Here is a 16819-nt window from a genome sequence, read left to right on the forward strand (position 1 = left end):
TTCGGGTCGGACCTGAAACCCTTCGGGTCAGGCCAGAAGCCCTTCGGGTCAGGCCTGGCCGACGTGTCTGCGGGCCCGCAGGGCCAGGCTCAACGCCAGCACGGTCTGCGGGTCGTCCAGATCCGTGCCGAGCAACTCCCCGATGCGTGCGAGGCGGTTGTAGAGGGTCTGCCGGTTCAGATGCAGCTCGCGGGCGGTCTCCGCCTTGCGTCCGGCATGGGCCAGGTATGTCTCCAGGGTGGGCAGCAGGGGCGGCTTGGAGCGGCGGTCGTGGTCGCGGATCGGGCCGATCGCACGCTCCACGAAGGCCGCCAGATCGGGGTGGTCCCGCAGCCGCCACAGCAGCAGGTCGATGTCCAGACGGCGGGCGTCGTACCAGGGCCGGTCCGCCAGGCCCTGGGCGGCGGCGGCCGTCTCCGCGGCGTGGCGCAGCCCGGCCGAGGCCGCGGTCCAGCCGCCCGCGACGCCGACGACCACCACCGGGGGCCGGGCACCGGCGCGTTGCATGCCGGCCCGTTCCACACCCGCCCGCAGTGCCGTCGCGACCCGGTCGGCGACCGCGGCCCGCTCCGACTCCGTGCGCAGGCCCAGCAGCACCGGAACCCGCCCCTCCATCGGCCGTACGCCGAGCAGCACGGGCACGCCCAGGGAGGCCAGTTCCTCGGCGACCGCGCGGGCCAGCACCGCCCAGCCTCCCCCGCTCTCGGTTCCGCTCGGACGGGCGGTCCCACCGGGGGAGAGGGTGTCGCCGAGCCGCATGACGACCGGCAGCAGCGGGCCGGTGCCGGGCTTGAAGCCGAGCACGCGGGCCTGTGCGGGGGCGTCCTCGGCGGTGATCCGGCCCTCGGCGAGGTCGGTGAGGAAGTCGCCGCGTCCGCGTGCGGCCAGTTCCTCCTCCTGGCGGGCCTGCATCAGCACCACGGCGAGGATGCCGGCGGCCCGCTCGGCGGCCATCCGGTGCACCGGCGCCAGCGGGGCGCGCACCGGCAGCAGCACCAGCCGGGCCCGCACCGCGCCGGAGCCCTGGCCGCCGCCGGGCACGTCCACCAGGACCGACCCGGCGGGCGGCGGGGCGTCCTTGTGCTGCCCGCGCAGCCCCTCCCACACCTGGAGGGGGTCGGCGCCCTCGGGTCCGGCGCCGGCGGCGTACAGCAGTCGGCCGTCGGCGGCCTCCAGGAACACCGGGTTGTCGCCGAAGTCGGCCAGGATGCTGAGGACTTGGGGCACCCCGCCGCCGCCGAGCAGGGCCTCGGTGCAGCGGCGGTGCACCTCCTCGGCGCGTTGCAGCAGCGCGTAGTGGCCGTTGACGATCTCGGTGTGGATCTCCTCCGTGACGGTCACGAAGGGCACCTCGCGGTGCAGTTGGACCAGGGGCAGTCCGGCCGTGCGGGCGGTCTCGATGAGGGTGGCGGGCAGCCGGGTGAAGCGTGGGCCCAGTTCGACGACCAGGGCCGCGATGCCCCGCTCGGCCAGGGTCCGCACGAACGCGCGCTGTTCGGCTGGCCGGGTACCGAGGCCGTAGCCGGTGGTCAGCAGCAGTTCGCCGCCCTTGAGCAGGGAGGCGATGTTGGGCACCTCGCCCGCGTGCACCCAGCGCACGGTACGGTTCAGCCGTTCGGCACCCGCCAGGACCTCGGGGAGCCCGCTGCGCAGTCCGGGAAGTTCCAGAGCGCGCTGCACGGTGATGCCCGCGCCGTGGCTGTCGGGTCGGGTGTCCCTGCGGCTTTCCATATCGCGGACGCTACCTGTGCGCATGTTCCGGTGACATCCCGGCCTGATCACTCGGACGCGGCCGGCCGATCACCCCGGCCGCGCAAGGCCGGTGTCAGCGCCCGTCAGGCGGGCCGGATGTTGTGGTTGAAGCGGAACACGTTGTCGGGGTCGTACGTCCGCTTCAGCGCGGCCAGTCGCCGGGTGTTCTCGGGACCCAGGCCGGCGACGACCCGGTCGGCGCCCTCGTCGCCGATGAAGTTGAGGTAGACCGCGCCGCTGCTCCAGGGCCGGGCGTCGGCGCGTACGTCGCGCACCCACTTCACGCACCGCTCGTCGTCCGCCGGGTCCTCCCACAGACCGAAGGGGTGCACGCCCCAGGGGGAGTCCCGGTAGGGCACGGGGTACTCGGGCGGCCCGGTCGAGATGGCGCCGCCCAGCGGGAACAGGGCGTGCATGGTGCCCGTCGGCACGGGCATGGTCGCCGCGCGGGCGCAGTAGAGGTCCACGTAGGGGTCCGGCAGGCCGGTGAGGTACTCCGCCGACCAGTAGTTCCGGAAGCCGGGCGGGTCGTCGATCATGCACTGGACGTCGGCGTACGGCATCGCCCCGACGATCTCCGCCTCGTGCGGCAGCGCCAGCAGCGGCTCGGCCATCTTGCGCATGTCCGCCTCGGGCCCGGCGTACGTCAGCATCGCGCCGCAGAGCAGCGTGCCGACCAGGTGCTCCGGTACGAACTCCTCGGGCGGGGCGGTGATGTAGAGCGCGGCGCCGCTCGCCTCGTCCGGGCCGGTGGTGATCAGGTCCCGGTAGGTGCGCACGACCTCGGGGCCGTGTTCCGGGAGGTACAGCAGGAAGGCGATGGAGAACTCGGGCAGCTCGTACAGCTTCAGCGTCAGGGCGGTGGCGACGCCGAAGTTGCCGCCTCCGCCGTGCAGGCCCCAGAACAGTTCCGGGTTCTCGTCGGCGTTGGCGTGGACGCGTTCACCGTCGGCGGTGACCAGTTCGACGCCGAGCAGGTTGTCGACCGCGAGTCCGCACCAGCGGTCCAGCCAGCCGCTGCCGCCGCCGAGCACGAAGCCGCCGACGCCGGTGGTCGAGACCCGGCCGCCGGTGGTGACCAGGCCGTGCGGCTGGGTGGCGCGGTCCAGGTCGCTCATCATGGCGCCGCCGGCGACCCGTACCGCCTCGGCGCCGGGGTGCACGGTGACCGCGCGCATATGGCGCAGGTCCACCACCAGCCCGCCGTCGTTGAGCGCCGAGCCCGCCACGCTGTGCCCGCCGCCGCGCACGGCGATGTTCAGGTCCAGCTCCCGGCCGAAGCGCACGGCCCGGACCACGTCGTCCTCGTCCACGCACTGCGCGATCACCGCGGGCCGCCGGTCGATCATGGCGTTGAACACGGTCCGGGCCTCGTCGTAGCCCAGGTCGCCGGGGGCGAACACGTCGCCCGACAGGTCCTCGCGCAGCGCGGTGAGGGCCGCGCCCGCCTTCGAGAGGGAAGCCATGGCCGCCCCCTTTCCGAAAGGGGGAGTGGTGCCATACCAGCCTAGGCGCGCCCGGCCGGGGCGGCTCGTCAGCGACAGGCTCGTCGGCGACGGCGCGGCAGCGGCGGGCGGACCCGCCGTCGCCGAGACGTGTCACCGGCCCTCGCGACCGGCCTCAGCCGCCGTACGCACCCGAGGCCGTCAGCCGCAGGGCCGTGTCGATGAGCGGGACATGGCTGAAGGCCTGCGGGAAGTTGCCCACTTGGCGCTGCAGGCGCGGGTCCCACTCCTCGGCCAGCAGGCCCAGGTCGTTGCGGAGCGCGAGCAGCTTCTCGAACAGCTGGCGGGCCTCGTCGACCCGGCCGATCATCGCCAGGTCGTCGGCCATCCAGAACGAGCAGGCGAGGAACGCCCCCTCGTCGCCCGGCAGGCCGTCGACGCCCTCGGACTCGCCCTCGGTGGGGTAGCGCAGGATGAAGCCGTCGGAGGTGGACAGCTCGCGCTGGATCGCCTCGATGGTGCCGATCACGCGCTTGTCGTCCGGGGGCAGGAAGCCCATCTGCGGGATGAGCAGCAGCGAGGCGTCCAGCTCCTTGGAGCCGTAGGACTGCGTGAAGGTGTTGCGCTCCTTGTCGTAGCCCTTCTCGCACACGTCCCGGTGGATGTCGTCGCGCAGCTCGCGCCAGCGCTCCAGCGGACCGTCCGCGTCACCGGACTCGATCAGCTTGATGGTGCGGTCGACCGCGACCCAGGCCATGACCTTGGAGTGCACGAAGTGGCGGCGCGGTCCGCGCACCTCCCAGATGCCCTCGTCCGGCTCCTGCCAGTGGTCCTCCAGGTAGCGGATCAGCTTGAGCTGGAGCAGCGAGGCGTAGTCGTTGCGGGCCAGGCCGGTCATATGGGCCAGGTGCAGGGCCTCGGTGACCTCGCCGTAGACGTCGAGCTGGAGCTGGTGGGCCGCGCCGTTGCCGACCCGGACCGGGGCGGAGTTCTCGTAGCCGGGCAGCCAGTCCAGCTCGGCCTCGCCCAGCTCGCGCTCACCGGCGATGCCGTACATGATCTGCAGGTTCTCCGGGTCGCCCGCCACCGCGCGCAGCAGCCACTCGCGCCAGGCGCGGGCCTCGTCGCGGTAGCCGGTGCGCAGCAGCGAGGACAGGGTGATCGCCGCGTCCCGCAGCCAGGTGTAGCGGTAGTCCCAGTTGCGCACGCCGCCGATGTCCTCGGGCAGCGACGTGGTGGGCGCGGCGACGATTCCGCCGGTGGGGGCGTACGTCAGCGCCTTGAGCGTGATCAGGGAGCGCACGACGGCCTCGCGGTAGGGGCCGTGGTACGTGCACTGCTCGACCCACTCGCGCCAGAAGTCCTCGGTCGCCGTCAGCGACTGCTCGGGCTCCGGCAGCGGCGGCGCCTCCTTGTGCGAGGGCTGCCAGGAGATCGTGAACGCGATCCGGTCGCCGGGGGCCACGGTGAAGTCGGAGTACGTGGTCAGCGACCGGCCGTAGGTCTCGGCCTCGGTGTCGAACCACACCGAGTCGGGGCCCGCGACGGCGAAGGTGCGCCCGTCGTCGCCCCGGTGCACCCAGGGCACCACCCGGCCGTAGCTGAAGCGCATGCGCAGGGCCGAGCGCATCGGCACCCGGCCGGACACGCCCTCCACGATCCGGATCAGCTGGGGAGCGCCGTCACGCGGCGGCATGAAGTCCGTCACCCGGACGGTGCCGCGCGGGGTGTCCCACTCGGACTCCAGGATGAGCGAGTCGCCGCGATAGGTGCGCCGGGCCGCGGTGGGCGGCTCGGTGTCGGGTGTGTGCGCCGGTCCGATGCGCCAGAAGCCGTGCTCCTCGGTGCCCAGCAGGCCGGCGAAGATGGCGTGCGAGTCGAAGCGGGGCAGGCACAGCCAGTCGACTGTGCCGTCCCGGCAGACCAGTGCCGCGGTCTGCATGTCTCCGATGAGTGCGTAGTCTTCGATGCGCCCGGCCACGTGCATCTCCAGTCGAACGGCCACGTCACCCCGTGATGGGGCGGTCGCTAGTGCGGTCAAGGGGTCGTTGTAACGCGTCGTCGAGTCTGAGGCAATGCCATGCCGGACTGTGGACAGGTCCCGGCCTTCCTCGCTCAACGAACTGACGAGCTCTCGTTGTTTCCGGTGCCTACGGACGGGGGTGGTGTCGTGTTGCCGGCCGGCTCGACAGCGAGTGTCCGAGCAGGATACGACGCGCACGGTGGCTCTGTGTGCCCCTCCTGACAACGCGGCTGCGCCGAACGAGTGAGCTGCGGGTGAGCCGCGCGGACCGGGTCGTGCCGCTGACCTGGAGGGTGTCCGCGCGTGCGCGGAGCGTGGCCGGGAGCCATCCCCTCGCGGCGCTGATACGCTGGTAGCCCGTGGACCGGTGGGCGTCCCTCCCCTGAGATCGCACCCCCGAACCGCAGCGACGGCGCCCCCGGAATTCTCCGGTCCGGCAGTCGAACCGCACCGCCAGACAGCGACCACGGGAGCCCCCTCTTGGCCATGACGCCCAAATCCACGACGACCAAGCACATCTTCGTCACCGGGGGTGTCGCCTCCTCTCTCGGCAAGGGGCTGACGGCCTCCAGCCTGGGCATGCTGCTCAAGGCCAGGGGCCTGCGGGTCGTCATGCAGAAGCTCGACCCGTACCTGAACGTCGACCCGGGCACGATGAACCCGTTCCAGCACGGTGAGGTCTTCGTCACCAACGACGGCGCCGAGACCGACCTCGACATCGGACACTACGAGCGTTTCCTCGACCGTGACCTGGACGGCACCGCCAATGTCACTACAGGCCAGGTGTACTCCACGGTGATCGCCAAGGAGCGGCGCGGCGAGTACCTGGGTGACACCGTGCAGGTCATCCCGCACATCACCAACGAGATCAAGCATCGCATCCGCCGCATGGCGACGGACGAGGTCGACGTCGTGATCACCGAGGTCGGCGGTACGGTCGGCGACATCGAGTCGCTGCCGTTCCTGGAGACCGTCCGCCAGGTCCGCCACGAGGTCGGCCGGGACAACGTCTTCGTCGTGCACATCTCGCTGCTGCCCTACATCGGCCCCTCCGGCGAGCTGAAGACCAAGCCCACCCAGCACTCGGTCGCCGCCCTGCGCAACATCGGTATCCAGCCGGACGCCATCGTGCTGCGCTGCGACCGCGAGGTGCCGACCGCGATCAAGCGCAAGATCTCGCTGATGTGCGACGTGGACGAGGCTGCCGTGGTGGCCTGCCCCGACGCCCGCTCGATCTACGACATCCCGAAGACCGTCCACGGCGAGGGCCTGGACGCCTACGCCGTCCGCAAGCTGGACCTGCCGTTCCGCGACGTGGACTGGACGACCTGGGACGACCTGCTCGACCGGGTCCACAACCCCGACCACGAGGTCACCCTCGCGCTGGTCGGCAAGTACATCGACCTGCCCGACGCCTATCTGTCGGTGACCGAGGCGCTGCGCGCCGGCGGCTTCGCCAACAAGACCCGCGTCAAGATCAAGTGGGTCACCTCGGACGACTGCAAGACCCCGGCCGGCGCCAAGGCGCAGCTTGCCGACGTCGACGGCATCTGCATCCCCGGTGGCTTCGGGGACCGCGGTGTGCTGGGCAAGGTCGGCGCGATCAGGTACGCCCGCGAGAACAAGATCCCGCTGCTGGGCCTGTGCCTCGGCCTGCAGTGCATCGTGGTCGAGGCCGCCCGCCACCTGGCCGACATCCCGGACGCCAACTCCACCGAGTTCGACCCGGCCACCTCCCACCCGGTCATCTCCACCATGGCCGAGCAGATGGACATCGTCGCCGGTGAGGGCGACATGGGCGGCACCATGCGGCTGGGCATGTACCCGGCGAAGCTGGCCGAGGGCTCGATCGTGCGCGAGGTCTACGACGGCAAGGAGTACGTCGAGGAGCGGCACCGGCACCGCTACGAGGTGAACAACGCCTACCGCGCGGAGCTGGAGAAGAAGGCCGGCATCCTCTTCTCGGGCACCTCCCCGGACGGCAAGCTCGTCGAGTACGTCGAGTACCCGCGCGACGTCCACCCCTACCTGGTCGCCACGCAGGCGCACCCCGAGCTGCGCTCGCGGCCGACCCGCCCCCACCCGCTGTTCGCCGGGCTGGTGAAGGCGGCCGTCGAGCGCCAGCAGGGTCAGGGCGCGCAGACGTCCGAGTGACACACCAGTTGTACGGTGGCCGGGGCGCGTTCCTTCAAAGGTGCGCACCCCGGCTTCTTTTCTGCAGGTGGAGGGACAGGGCATGACGTTCAGGGACACCCCCGAGGAGTGGGAGATCCGGGCCTCGGAGACCCCCTTCGTGGGGAACAAGACCTCCGTGCGCACGGACGACGTGGTCATGCCCGACGGCACCGTGGTGCGCCGTGACTACCAGGTGCACCCCGGTTCGGTGGCCGTTCTCGCGCTGGACGAGCGGGACCGGGTGCTGGTGCTCCGCCAGTACCGGCATCCCGTGCGGCACAAGCTGTGGGAGATCCCGGCCGGGCTGCTCGACGTGCCCGGGGAGAACCCGCTGCACGCCGCCCAGCGGGAGCTGTACGAGGAGGCGCACGTCAAGGCGGAGACCTGGCGGGTGCTGACCGATGTGTACACGACGCCCGGCGGCTGTGACGAGGCGATTCGGATCTTCCTGGCGCGGGATCTGTCGGAGGCCGACGGGGAGCGGTTTGCGGCGGAGCACGAGGAGATCGACCTGGAGTTGGCTCGGGTGCCGTTGGACGAGCTGGTGCGGGGCGTCCTTGCCGGGGAGCTGCACAACAACTGTCTGGTGGTGGGGGTGCTTTCGCTCGTGGCCGCGCGGCAGGGGGAAGGCCTGGACGCGTTGCGTCCGGCTCTGGCGCCCTGGGCTGCGCGGCCGTTCGAGGTCTGAGTTCCGCCGGCCGTGCCGCCGCTCGATGCCGTCCTGCGTATGCCGCGCCGCCGTGGCTCGCGCGCCCGCGCGGTGGAGCCCACACGGGAAACAGCCCCGCGCCCTGTGGGCCGTTGACAACATCGAGTCCTACCATCCGTTGATCCGATCGGGGAGTCCTGTCTCCGCCTCGGCCTGCTCGTCCCGGTCCGTAGCAGAGCGTGAACTAGGCTCTGGAAACGCCCGAACCGGAGTCCCGGCGGGCTTGCGCGTGCGGTGGGACGGGAGTGTGGCCCGTGACGGATCAGGCGGTGGACACCGGTGGTGCGCGGCTGTCGGTCCAGGCCGGTGAGGACGGGTTTCTCGGGCGTATCCGGGAGCTGAAGGGCCTCTGCGCCGACATCGAGCGAGCCGGGCTGGACACGCTCTCCGGGCGCAAGGCGCCCCGCGCGCGGGTGCTGCTCATCGCCGGACGGCCCGGGTCGGGGCGCAGCGCGCTGGCCGAGGAGCTGGCCCGCCAGCTCGCCCACCGTTACCCGGACGGGGTGCTGCGCGCCCGCCTGAGCGAGCCCGATGGCACCCCCGTACCCGTCGAGCGCGTGGCCCGGGAGCTGCTCACCGCGCTGGAGCTGCCGTCGCCGCCGGGCGCGGCCGAGGACGAGCTCGCGCAGGCGCTGCGCGAGGCCCTGGCCGGGCGCCGGACGCTGCTCCTGCTGGACGACGCCGTCGATGCCGCGCAGGTCGACGCGCTGCTGCCGGACTCCCCGCAGAGCCTGGTCCTGGCCGTCTCCGGCGGGCCGCTGACCGGCATCTCCGACGTACGGCCGTGCACGCTCGGCGGGCTGGACACCAAGTCGGCCCTGGAGCTGCTGTCCCGGCACACCGGGTCGGTCCGGATCACCGTGGACCCACGGGCCGCCGAGGGCCTGGTGGAGGAGTGCCAGGCGCAGCCGGCCGCGCTGATGATGGCAGGCGGCTGGCTCGCGGCCCGGCCCAAGGCCGCGGTCGCCGACCTCGCCAAGCATCTGCACGCCGAGGGCGACGAGTCCGGCACCCCGCTCGCCCGGGTGTTCCGGCTCGCCTACGGTTCGCTGCCCGCCCCCGCCGCCCGGATACTGCGACTGCTCTCGCTCGCCCCGGCCGGCCTGGTCGACCCGCACACGGCCTCCGCGCTCGCCGGTTGCTCGGTCAGCGGCGCCCGCACCACCCTGGACGACCTCGTGGCGCTCGGCCTGCTGCACGCCCTGGACGCGCCGCTGCCGCAGTACGAGGTCCCCGGGTGCCTCCAGCCGCTGCTGGAGGCCCTCTCCGAGTCACAGGACCGCCCGGCGGAACTCCAGCTGGCACGGGCCCGCATGCTGGAGCGGACCGTACGGCTGCTGCAGTCCTGCCGGGCGATCACCGAGACGGACAGCCCGCAGGCCCGCGAGAAGCTGCTCGGCATGCCCCGCTCGCTGCGCTTCCCCAGCCCGAGGGCGGCCGCCGAGTGGCTGCGGGTCCGGCGGCCCGCGCTGCTGGCCTCCGCCCGGCTCGCGGTCGCCGACGGCGAGCTGGACACCCTGGCCCGGCGGCTGATGTCCCAGCTGGTGCGGACCATGGTCGCGCACATCGGCACCCAGGCCGCGGCGGCCGACCTGTACGGCCTGCACGGACTGGTGCTGGACGTGGCCGAGCGCCGCGGACTGGCCCGGGAGAAGGCCGCGGCGCTGTTGAACCTGGGCGATCTCGACGCCCGTACGGGGCGCACGGCCGAGGCGCTGGTGCGCTTTCGGTCGGCTCTGGACGCCGGACGCCAGGCGAACGACCCGTACGCGACCGGTCGGGCGATGGAATCCGTAGGTGGTGCGCATCTGGAGCTCGGGGACTACGACCGGGCGGCCGACTGGTTCGGCCGGGCGCTGGCCCAGCGGCTGGCCCGGGACGAGCGCGCCGACGCCGCGCGGCTGTACGGCCGTATCGCCGCCGCGCACACCTACGCGGGCCGCTACGGCGAGGCGCTGCGGGGCTGGCGGGCCGCGGTCGCGGGCCATCGCAAGGAGGGCGATGTCGCCGCCCACGCAAGGGCGTTGAGCGAGCTGGCACGGGTGCAGGAGTACGCCGGGCGGCCCGAGGAATGTCTGCGCACCTGCCAGGAGGCGGTGGAGTGGGCGCGGCAGGCGGAGGACGAGCGGCTGCAGGCGGCCCTGCACCTGCGGATGGCCGACATCCTGGAGCACCTGGGGGACCCGGCGGCCGCGCGGCTGCACCGCGGGACGGCCGAGCGCATGCTGGGGGAGGAGCTCCAGGAGGGCGTTACCGGCGAGGAAACCCCGGAACGAGGCCCTAACGCCTGCGAAATCCGTAGTACATCTGCTGAAGATTGATGCAATGAAAGGCTAGACAGCTGGAACGCCTTCATTAAACTGGCTCTGCCGCACGTTCTCCTGCGGTGTCTCCCGGTATGCCCTGCGTATACGGGTATGTCGTGCAATCCACCCTCTGAGCCAAGGACCGTGATCGACGTGAAGGTCGGCATCCCCCGCGAGGTCAAGAACAACGAGTTCCGGGTGGCCATCACCCCCGCCGGTGTGCACGAGCTGGTGCGCCACGGCCACCAGGTCGTCGTCGAGCGCGACGCCGGTGTCGGCTCCTCGATCACGAACGACGAGTACCTGGCGGCCGGCGCGGAGATCCTGGACACGGCCGACGAGGTCTGGGCCGCCGCCGACCTGCTGCTGAAGGTCAAGGAGCCCATCGCCGAGGAGTACCACCGCCTCCGCAAGGACCAGACGCTCTTCACCTACCTGCACCTGGCCGCCTCCAGGGAGTGCACGGACGCCCTGCTGGAGTCCGGCACCACGGCCATCGCCTACGAGACCGTCGAGCTGGCCACCCGCGCGCTGCCGCTGCTCGCCCCGATGTCCGAGGTCGCGGGCCGGCTGGCCCCGCAGGTCGGCGCCTACCACCTGATGCGTCCCGTCGGCGGCCGTGGCGTCCTGCCCGGCGGTGTCCCGGGCGTCACCCCCGCCAAGGCCGTCGTCATCGGCGGCGGTGTCTCCGGCTGGAACGCCGCGCAGATCGCCATCGGCATGGGCTTCGACGTGACCCTGCTCGACCGCGACATCAACAAGCTGCGCGAGGCCGACAAGATCTTCGGCACCCGGATCAAGGCCGTCATGTCCAACGCCTTCGAGCTGGAGAAGGCCGTCCTCGACGCCGACCTCGTCATCGGCGCCGTCCTCATCCCGGGCGCCAAGGCGCCGAAGCTCGTCACCAACGAGCTGGTCGCGCGCATGAAGCCGGGAAGTGTTCTTGTCGACATCGCGATCGACCAGGGCGGCTGCTTCGAGGACTCCCGTCCCACCACGCACGCCGAGCCGACCTTCAAGGTCCACAACTCGGTCTTCTACTGCGTCGCCAACATGCCGGGTGCGGTGCCCAACACCTCCACCTACGCGCTCACCAACGCCACGCTGCCGTACATCGTCTCGCTCGCCGACAACGGCTGGGTGGAGGCGCTGCGCCGCGACCCCGCGCTCGCCAAGGGTCTGAACACCCATGACGGCGAGGTCGTTTACCGCGAGGTCGCCGAGGCGCACGGCCTGGAGCACATCGAGCTGGAGGCCCTGCTCGGCTGACGGCCCGAGAGCCCGAGTGGCCGAGTCACCGTTCGGTAAAAGGCGATTCGTCAACACACGTCGTCAACACCACACACCAGGCCGGACCTTGCCCGACAAGGTCCGGCCGGATGTGTGTATGGTCACTTTGCGGCTCTAGGTCAACTCGCCTCGAACGTAACCCTTGAACCGATTCGTACACCGGTGAAACCTGCCGTGCGACGGCCGTACGCCCTTGACAGAGGGATGTTTCATTGCCGACACATCCTGCCGGGTCCGGCGGATTGTGTTGCTGCGGACCGCCGACACGCCATAGAGTCGCCAACCGTCGGCATGGTGCCACGCTGACCTTGTCTAGAAGTTTCCTGGTCACCAAGGAGGTAAGACGACTTGTGAATGAGTCGACATTTTCTCCCGGGGGTGGTCAACCAGGAATGCCCACGCGGGGCCAGGGCTCCACGGGGATCGAGGCTGTCGGCTCCGTCGCTGTCCGAACCTTCGCAGCCCACCAGAGCCAGAGCAGCCCCCACACGGCTCTGTCAGCACACCAGAGCATGGATGGCCATCACGTGAACGCCATGGCCGGCGACGGAAGTGGCGCGCCCCACAACCACTTCGCCGACTACGACGAACTGCCCGAGGGGCATTTCTACGACCCCGACGCCGAATACGAGCCGGACCCGGAGTACGCGGCCACACTCGCGCCCGACGCTGCCCGTCAGCGCCGTGAGCGCATCGGCCCCACCGGACGCCCGCTGCCGTACTTCCCGATCCCGGGACCGCTGACCAACCACGGTCCCGCGACGATCATCGCGATGTGCAACCAGAAGGGCGGCGTCGGCAAGACCACGTCGACCATCAACCTGGGTGCCGCGCTCGCGGAGTACGGCCGCCGCGTACTGCTCGTGGACTTCGACCCGCAGGGCGCGCTGTCGGTGGGTCTCGGTGTCAACCCCATGGAGCTGGACCTCACCGTCTACAACCTGCTCATGGAGCGGGGCATGTCGGCGGACGAGGTGCTCCTGAAGACCGCGGTTCCCAACATGGACCTGCTGCCGAGCAACATCGACCTGTCGGCCGCCGAGGTCCAGCTGGTCTCCGAGGTGGCCCGCGAGTCCACGCTCCAGCGCGCGCTGAAGCCGCTGATGGACGACTACGACTACATCGTGATCGACTGTCAGCCCTCGCTCGGCCTGCTCACCGTCAACGCGCTGACGGCCGCCCACAAGGTGATCGTCCCCCTGGAGTGCGAGTTCTTCGCCCTCCGCGGTGTCGCGCTGCTGACCGAGACCATCGAGAAGGTTCAGGAGCGGCTCAACCCGGAGCTGGAGCTCGACGGCATCCTCGCCACGATGTACGACTCGCGCACCGTGCACAGCCGTGAGGTGCTCGCGCGGGTCGTCGAGGCGTTCGACGACCACGTCTACCACACGGTCATCGGGCGCACGGTCCGCTTCCCGGAGACCACGGTCGCCGGTGAGCCGATCACCACGTACGCCTCCAACTCCGTCGGTGCCGCCGCCTACCGCCAGCTCGCCAGGGAGGTGCTCGCCCGGTGTCACGCCGAGTGAGTCTGCCGGGGGCCGACGAACTCTTCCGTACGACAGGGGGTACGGCGCTGCAGCCGTCCACCCCACGGCGCCAGGCGGGCGGCGAGGCCCGGGTGCCGGCGCCGGCCGGTGAGGGCGACGCCGCCGCGGCCGCGGAGGACGCGCCGCAGGCGGTGCCCGCGCAGGGCGGGGACGGGGACGGGGCGGAGCACGTCGCCGCCGAGGCGGAGGGGGCCGAGGCCGGGGAGTCCCGCAGCCGGGGCTCCGCCCGGCGGCAGGCCGCACCGCAGGAAGGTTCTGCCGCGGAGCCGCGCAAGCGGGGGCGGAGCCCCTCGCGCCGCCCGAGCGGGCGGGAGCGGCACGACGAGAAGATCACGGTGTACGTGTCCGCCGAGGAGCTGATGGATCTGGAGCACGCCCGTCTGGTGCTCCGGGGTGAGCACGGACTGGCCGTGGACCGTGGGCGGATCGTCCGCGAGGCGGTCGCCGTGGTGCTCGCGGATCTGGAGACGCGCGGGGAAGCGAGCATTCTGGTTCGGCGGCTTCGGGGACGCTAGAGGTAGCCTGCCAAGGCCATGACCTCGAATGACGTTCCCGCTGCCGCGGCCGGTGGTGCCGGTGGACGTCGGCGTGCGCTGGGGCGCGGACCGGGGGCGGCCGGGGCCGCGGGGCCGGTGGAGGCCGAGAGTCCCGAGGCCGAGAGCCGCGAGGCCGAGCGGTCCGGAGTCGAGAGCCCCGAGGCGCTGCTGCCGGAGGCCGAGCCGTCCGAGGCCGTGTCCTCGGAACCCGAGAGTCCTGAAGCCGGGCACCCGGAGGCCGAACCGTCCGACGCCGAACCGCCCGACGCCGAATCGTCCGACGCCGAGTCTCCGGAGGAGACCGGGAGTCCTGAGAGCGAGTCTGCCGGGGCCGGCCCGGCGATGGCGGAGCCCGAGTCCGGGGCCGGGGAGACCGGCGACGGTGTCTTCAAGGTCCGGCTCGCCAACTTCGAAGGCCCCTTCGACCTGTTGCTCCAGCTGATCTCCAAGCACAAGCTGGATGTCACCGAGGTGGCGCTGTCCAAGGTCACCGACGAGTTCATGGCGCACATCCGGGCCATGGGGCCGGACTGGGACCTCGACCAGACGACCGAGTTCCTCGTCGTGGCAGCGACCCTGCTCGATCTGAAGGCCGCCCGGCTGCTCCCGGCCGCCGAGGTCGAGGACGAGGCCGATCTGGCGCTGCTGGAGGCCCGGGACCTGCTGTTCGCGCGACTGCTCCAGTACCGCGCGTACAAGCAGATCGCGGAGATCTTCAACCGACGGCTGGAGGACGAGGCCCGCCGCTACCCGCGTACCGTCGGGCTGGAGCCGCATCTGGCCGAGCTGCTGCCCGAGGTCGTCATCAGCATCGGCCCCGAGGGGTTCGCCAGGCTCGCCGTGAAGGCGATGCAGCCCAGGCCCAGGCCGCAGGTGTACGTCGATCACATCCACGCTCCGCTCGTCAGCGTGCAGGAGCAGGCCGGGATCGTCGTCTCGCGGCTCCGGGAGCTCGGGGAGGCAAGCTTCCGGGTGCTCGTGTCGGACGCCGACGGCACCCTCACCGTCGTGGCGAGGTTCCTGGCGCTGCTGGAGCTGTACCGGGAGAAGGCCGTCGCGCTGGAGCAGGAGGAGGCGCTCGGGGACCTGCTGGTGCGGTGGACCGGCGGGGACGGGGACGATGCGCCGCGGGTGACGGACGAGTTCGACCGGCCGCCCGAGGAGCCCAAGGAGGAGAAGAAGCCATGAGCGAGTCCGGCACCGAGGCGTCGGGCGGGCCGCGTTCCGTGGCCGAGCTCGACCTCAGGCCCGCCCTGGAGGCCGTGCTCATGGTCGTGGACGAGCCCGCGACCGAGGAGCACCTGGCGAAGATCCTTGAACGGCCCAGGCGGCAGATCGCGAAGGCGCTGCGCGAGCTGGCCGACGACTACGCGGCCCAGGGCCGAGGCTTCGAACTGCGGTTCGTCGCGGGCGGCTGGCGTTTCTACACCCGGCCCGAGTACGCCGAAGCCGTGGAGAAGCTGGTTCTGGAAGGACAGACGGCCCGGCTAACCCAGGCGGCGCTGGAGACCCTGGCCGTCGTCGCGTACCGGCAGCCGGTCAGCCGCAGCCGGGTCTCGGCCGTGCGCGGAGTCAACTGCGACGGCGTGATGCGCACCCTCCTCCAGCGCGGTCTGGTGGCGGAGGCGGGCACGGAACCCGAAACAGGTGCGATCCTGTACGTGACGACGAACTACTTCCTGGAGCGGATGGGCCTGCGCGGTCTGGACGAACTCCCGGAGCTCGCGCCCTTCCTCCCGGAGGCGGACGCGATCGAGGCCGAGACCCAGGAAGGGGTGCCGTCGTTCGATCCGGACGCCCCCGACGGCGGACCGGGCGCAGACGGCGAACACACGACGACGACGACGGAACTTTGATGCGAAGCAGCGGTAGCGGCAGCGGCAGGAACGGCGGGCGCGGTAACGACCGCGGCGCCGGAAACAACAGGGACGAGCGCCAGGGGCAGGGCGGCCGTCCCCGCAAGCCCCGCCCCGAGGAGCGCCGCTACGACGTCGGCCCCGGAGCGACCCAGGACGGCCCCAAGTCCGGTCGCGGCGGCGCCGCGCGCGGTGGTGCCAAGGGCGGCCCCAAGCAGTCCCAGCAGGGCACGGGGCGCGGCCGTACGGCCCCCGGACGCTCGCGCGAGTACGAGACGCGGGCCGAGGAGCGCAACCGCGAGCGGTACGCGGGCAAGGAGGACGTCAAGCTCCCCAAGACCTTCCCGGGCGCCGAGCAGGAGGGCGAGCGGCTGCAGAAGGTGCTCGCCCGCGCGGGCTACGGCTCCCGGCGCGCCTGCGAGGAGCTGATCGAGCAGGCCCGTGTCGAGGTCAACGGCGAGATCGTGCTGGAGCAGGGCCGCCGGGTCGACCCGGAGCAGGACGAGGTCAAGGTCGACGGCCTGACCGTCGCGACCCAGTCGTACCAGTTCTTCTCGCTGAACAAGCCCGCCGGTGTCGTGTCCACCATGGAGGACCCCGAGGGGCGCCAGTGCCTCGGGGACTACGTCACCAACCGTGAGACGCGGCTCTTCCACGTCGGCCGGCTCGACACCGAGACCGAGGGTGTCATCCTGCTCACCAACCACGGCGAGCTGGCCCACCGGCTGACCCACCCGAAGTACGGCGTGAAGAAGACCTACCTCGCGGCGATCGTCGGCCCGATCCCGCGCGACCTGGGCAAGAGGCTCAAGGACGGCATCCAGCTGGAGGACGGCTACGCCCGCGCGGACCACTTCCGGGTCGTCGAGCAGACCGGCAAGAACTACCTCGTCGAGGTGACCCTGCACGAGGGCCGCAAGCACATCGTGCGCCGCATGCTCGCCGAGGCCGGGTTCCCGGTCGAGAAGCTGGTGCGCACCTCCTTCGGCCCGATCACCCTGGGCGACCAGAAGTCGGGCTGGCTGCGCCGGCTGTCGAACACCGAGGTCGGGATGCTCATGAAGGAAGTCGACCTCTAGGGGCAACGCCGTTCAGTTAAGGGCGGGGGCTGTTCGTCAAGGCCCGTGAACGAGGCAGCGGAGCTGCTGTAGAAGAGGGTTGTCCTCCAAGACATCCT

Annotated in this window: 12 protein-coding genes; 9 read left to right on the forward strand and 3 right to left on the reverse strand. The window is 71.5% G+C overall.

The annotated features are described in order from the left end of the window. Positions 1-48 precede the first annotated feature (48 nt). The 3 genes from ABZZ79_RS37790 to ABZZ79_RS37800 all read right to left on the reverse strand — a co-directional run bounded on the left by ABZZ79_RS37790 (position 49) and on the right by ABZZ79_RS37800 (position 5178). Positions 49-1731, reverse strand: a complete 1683-nt coding sequence (locus ABZZ79_RS37790; protein ID WP_356696886.1) for a PucR family transcriptional regulator — start codon at positions 1729-1731, stop codon at positions 49-51. A gap of 104 nt (positions 1732-1835) precedes the next feature. Then, the gene (locus tag ABZZ79_RS37795) at positions 1836-3218 is read right to left on the reverse strand and encodes an FAD-binding oxidoreductase (RefSeq protein ID WP_356696888.1); all 1383 of its coding nucleotides are present in this window, start codon (positions 3216-3218) and stop codon (positions 1836-1838) included. A gap of 154 nt (positions 3219-3372) precedes the next feature. Next, a complete protein-coding gene (locus ABZZ79_RS37800; RefSeq protein ID WP_356696910.1) occupies positions 3373-5178 on the reverse strand; it encodes a glycoside hydrolase family 15 protein in 1806 nt (601 codons plus the stop codon). Between the two features lie 528 nt (positions 5179-5706). Between ABZZ79_RS37800 and ABZZ79_RS37805 the strand changes: the two genes are divergently transcribed. From ABZZ79_RS37805 to ABZZ79_RS37845, 9 genes are all read left to right on the forward strand, one after another. Beyond that, positions 5707-7374: a CTP synthase gene (locus tag ABZZ79_RS37805; protein WP_356696890.1), complete on the forward strand. Its 1668-nt coding sequence runs from the start codon at positions 5707-5709 to the stop codon at positions 7372-7374. Between the two features lie 82 nt (positions 7375-7456). Beyond that, positions 7457-8083, forward strand: a complete 627-nt coding sequence (locus ABZZ79_RS37810) for an NUDIX hydrolase (protein ID WP_356696892.1) — start codon at positions 7457-7459, stop codon at positions 8081-8083. A gap of 275 nt (positions 8084-8358) precedes the next feature. Further along, positions 8359-10425: a tetratricopeptide repeat protein gene (locus tag ABZZ79_RS37815; RefSeq protein ID WP_356696894.1), complete on the forward strand. Its 2067-nt coding sequence runs from the start codon at positions 8359-8361 to the stop codon at positions 10423-10425. Between the two features lie 129 nt (positions 10426-10554). Beyond that, positions 10555-11679 (forward strand): alanine dehydrogenase, encoded by a 1125-nt coding sequence (gene ald / locus ABZZ79_RS37820; RefSeq protein ID WP_356696896.1) that lies wholly within the window; start codon positions 10555-10557, stop codon positions 11677-11679. A 413-nt stretch (positions 11680-12092) separates the two neighbouring features. Beyond that, entirely contained in the window at positions 12093-13229 is a 1137-nt protein-coding gene (locus tag ABZZ79_RS37825; protein ID WP_356696898.1) for a ParA family protein, read from the forward strand. Further along, positions 13214-13765 carry a hypothetical protein gene (locus tag ABZZ79_RS37830; RefSeq protein ID WP_356696900.1) on the forward strand — a complete coding sequence of 184 codons (552 nt, stop codon included), beginning with the start codon at positions 13214-13216 and terminating at the stop codon, positions 13763-13765. The genes ABZZ79_RS37825 and ABZZ79_RS37830 overlap by 16 nt, the downstream gene beginning before the upstream one ends. 18 nt (positions 13766-13783) lie before the next feature. After that, entirely contained in the window at positions 13784-14974 is a 1191-nt protein-coding gene (locus ABZZ79_RS37835; RefSeq protein WP_356696902.1) for a segregation/condensation protein A, read from the forward strand. Further along, the gene (gene scpB / locus ABZZ79_RS37840) at positions 14971-15642 is read left to right on the forward strand and encodes an SMC-Scp complex subunit ScpB (RefSeq protein WP_356696904.1); all 672 of its coding nucleotides are present in this window, start codon (positions 14971-14973) and stop codon (positions 15640-15642) included. Before ABZZ79_RS37835 ends, scpB begins: the two co-directional genes overlap by 4 nt. After that, on the forward strand, positions 15642-16721 hold the full coding sequence (locus ABZZ79_RS37845; protein WP_356696906.1) for a pseudouridine synthase: 1080 nt from the start codon (positions 15642-15644) through the stop codon (positions 16719-16721). Before scpB ends, ABZZ79_RS37845 begins: the two co-directional genes overlap by 1 nt. Positions 16722-16819: the final 98 nt, after the last annotated feature.

It is taken from the genome of Streptomyces sp. NPDC006458 (assembly GCF_040612135.1).
Classification (GTDB): Bacteria; Actinomycetota; Actinomycetes; order Streptomycetales; family Streptomycetaceae; genus Streptomyces.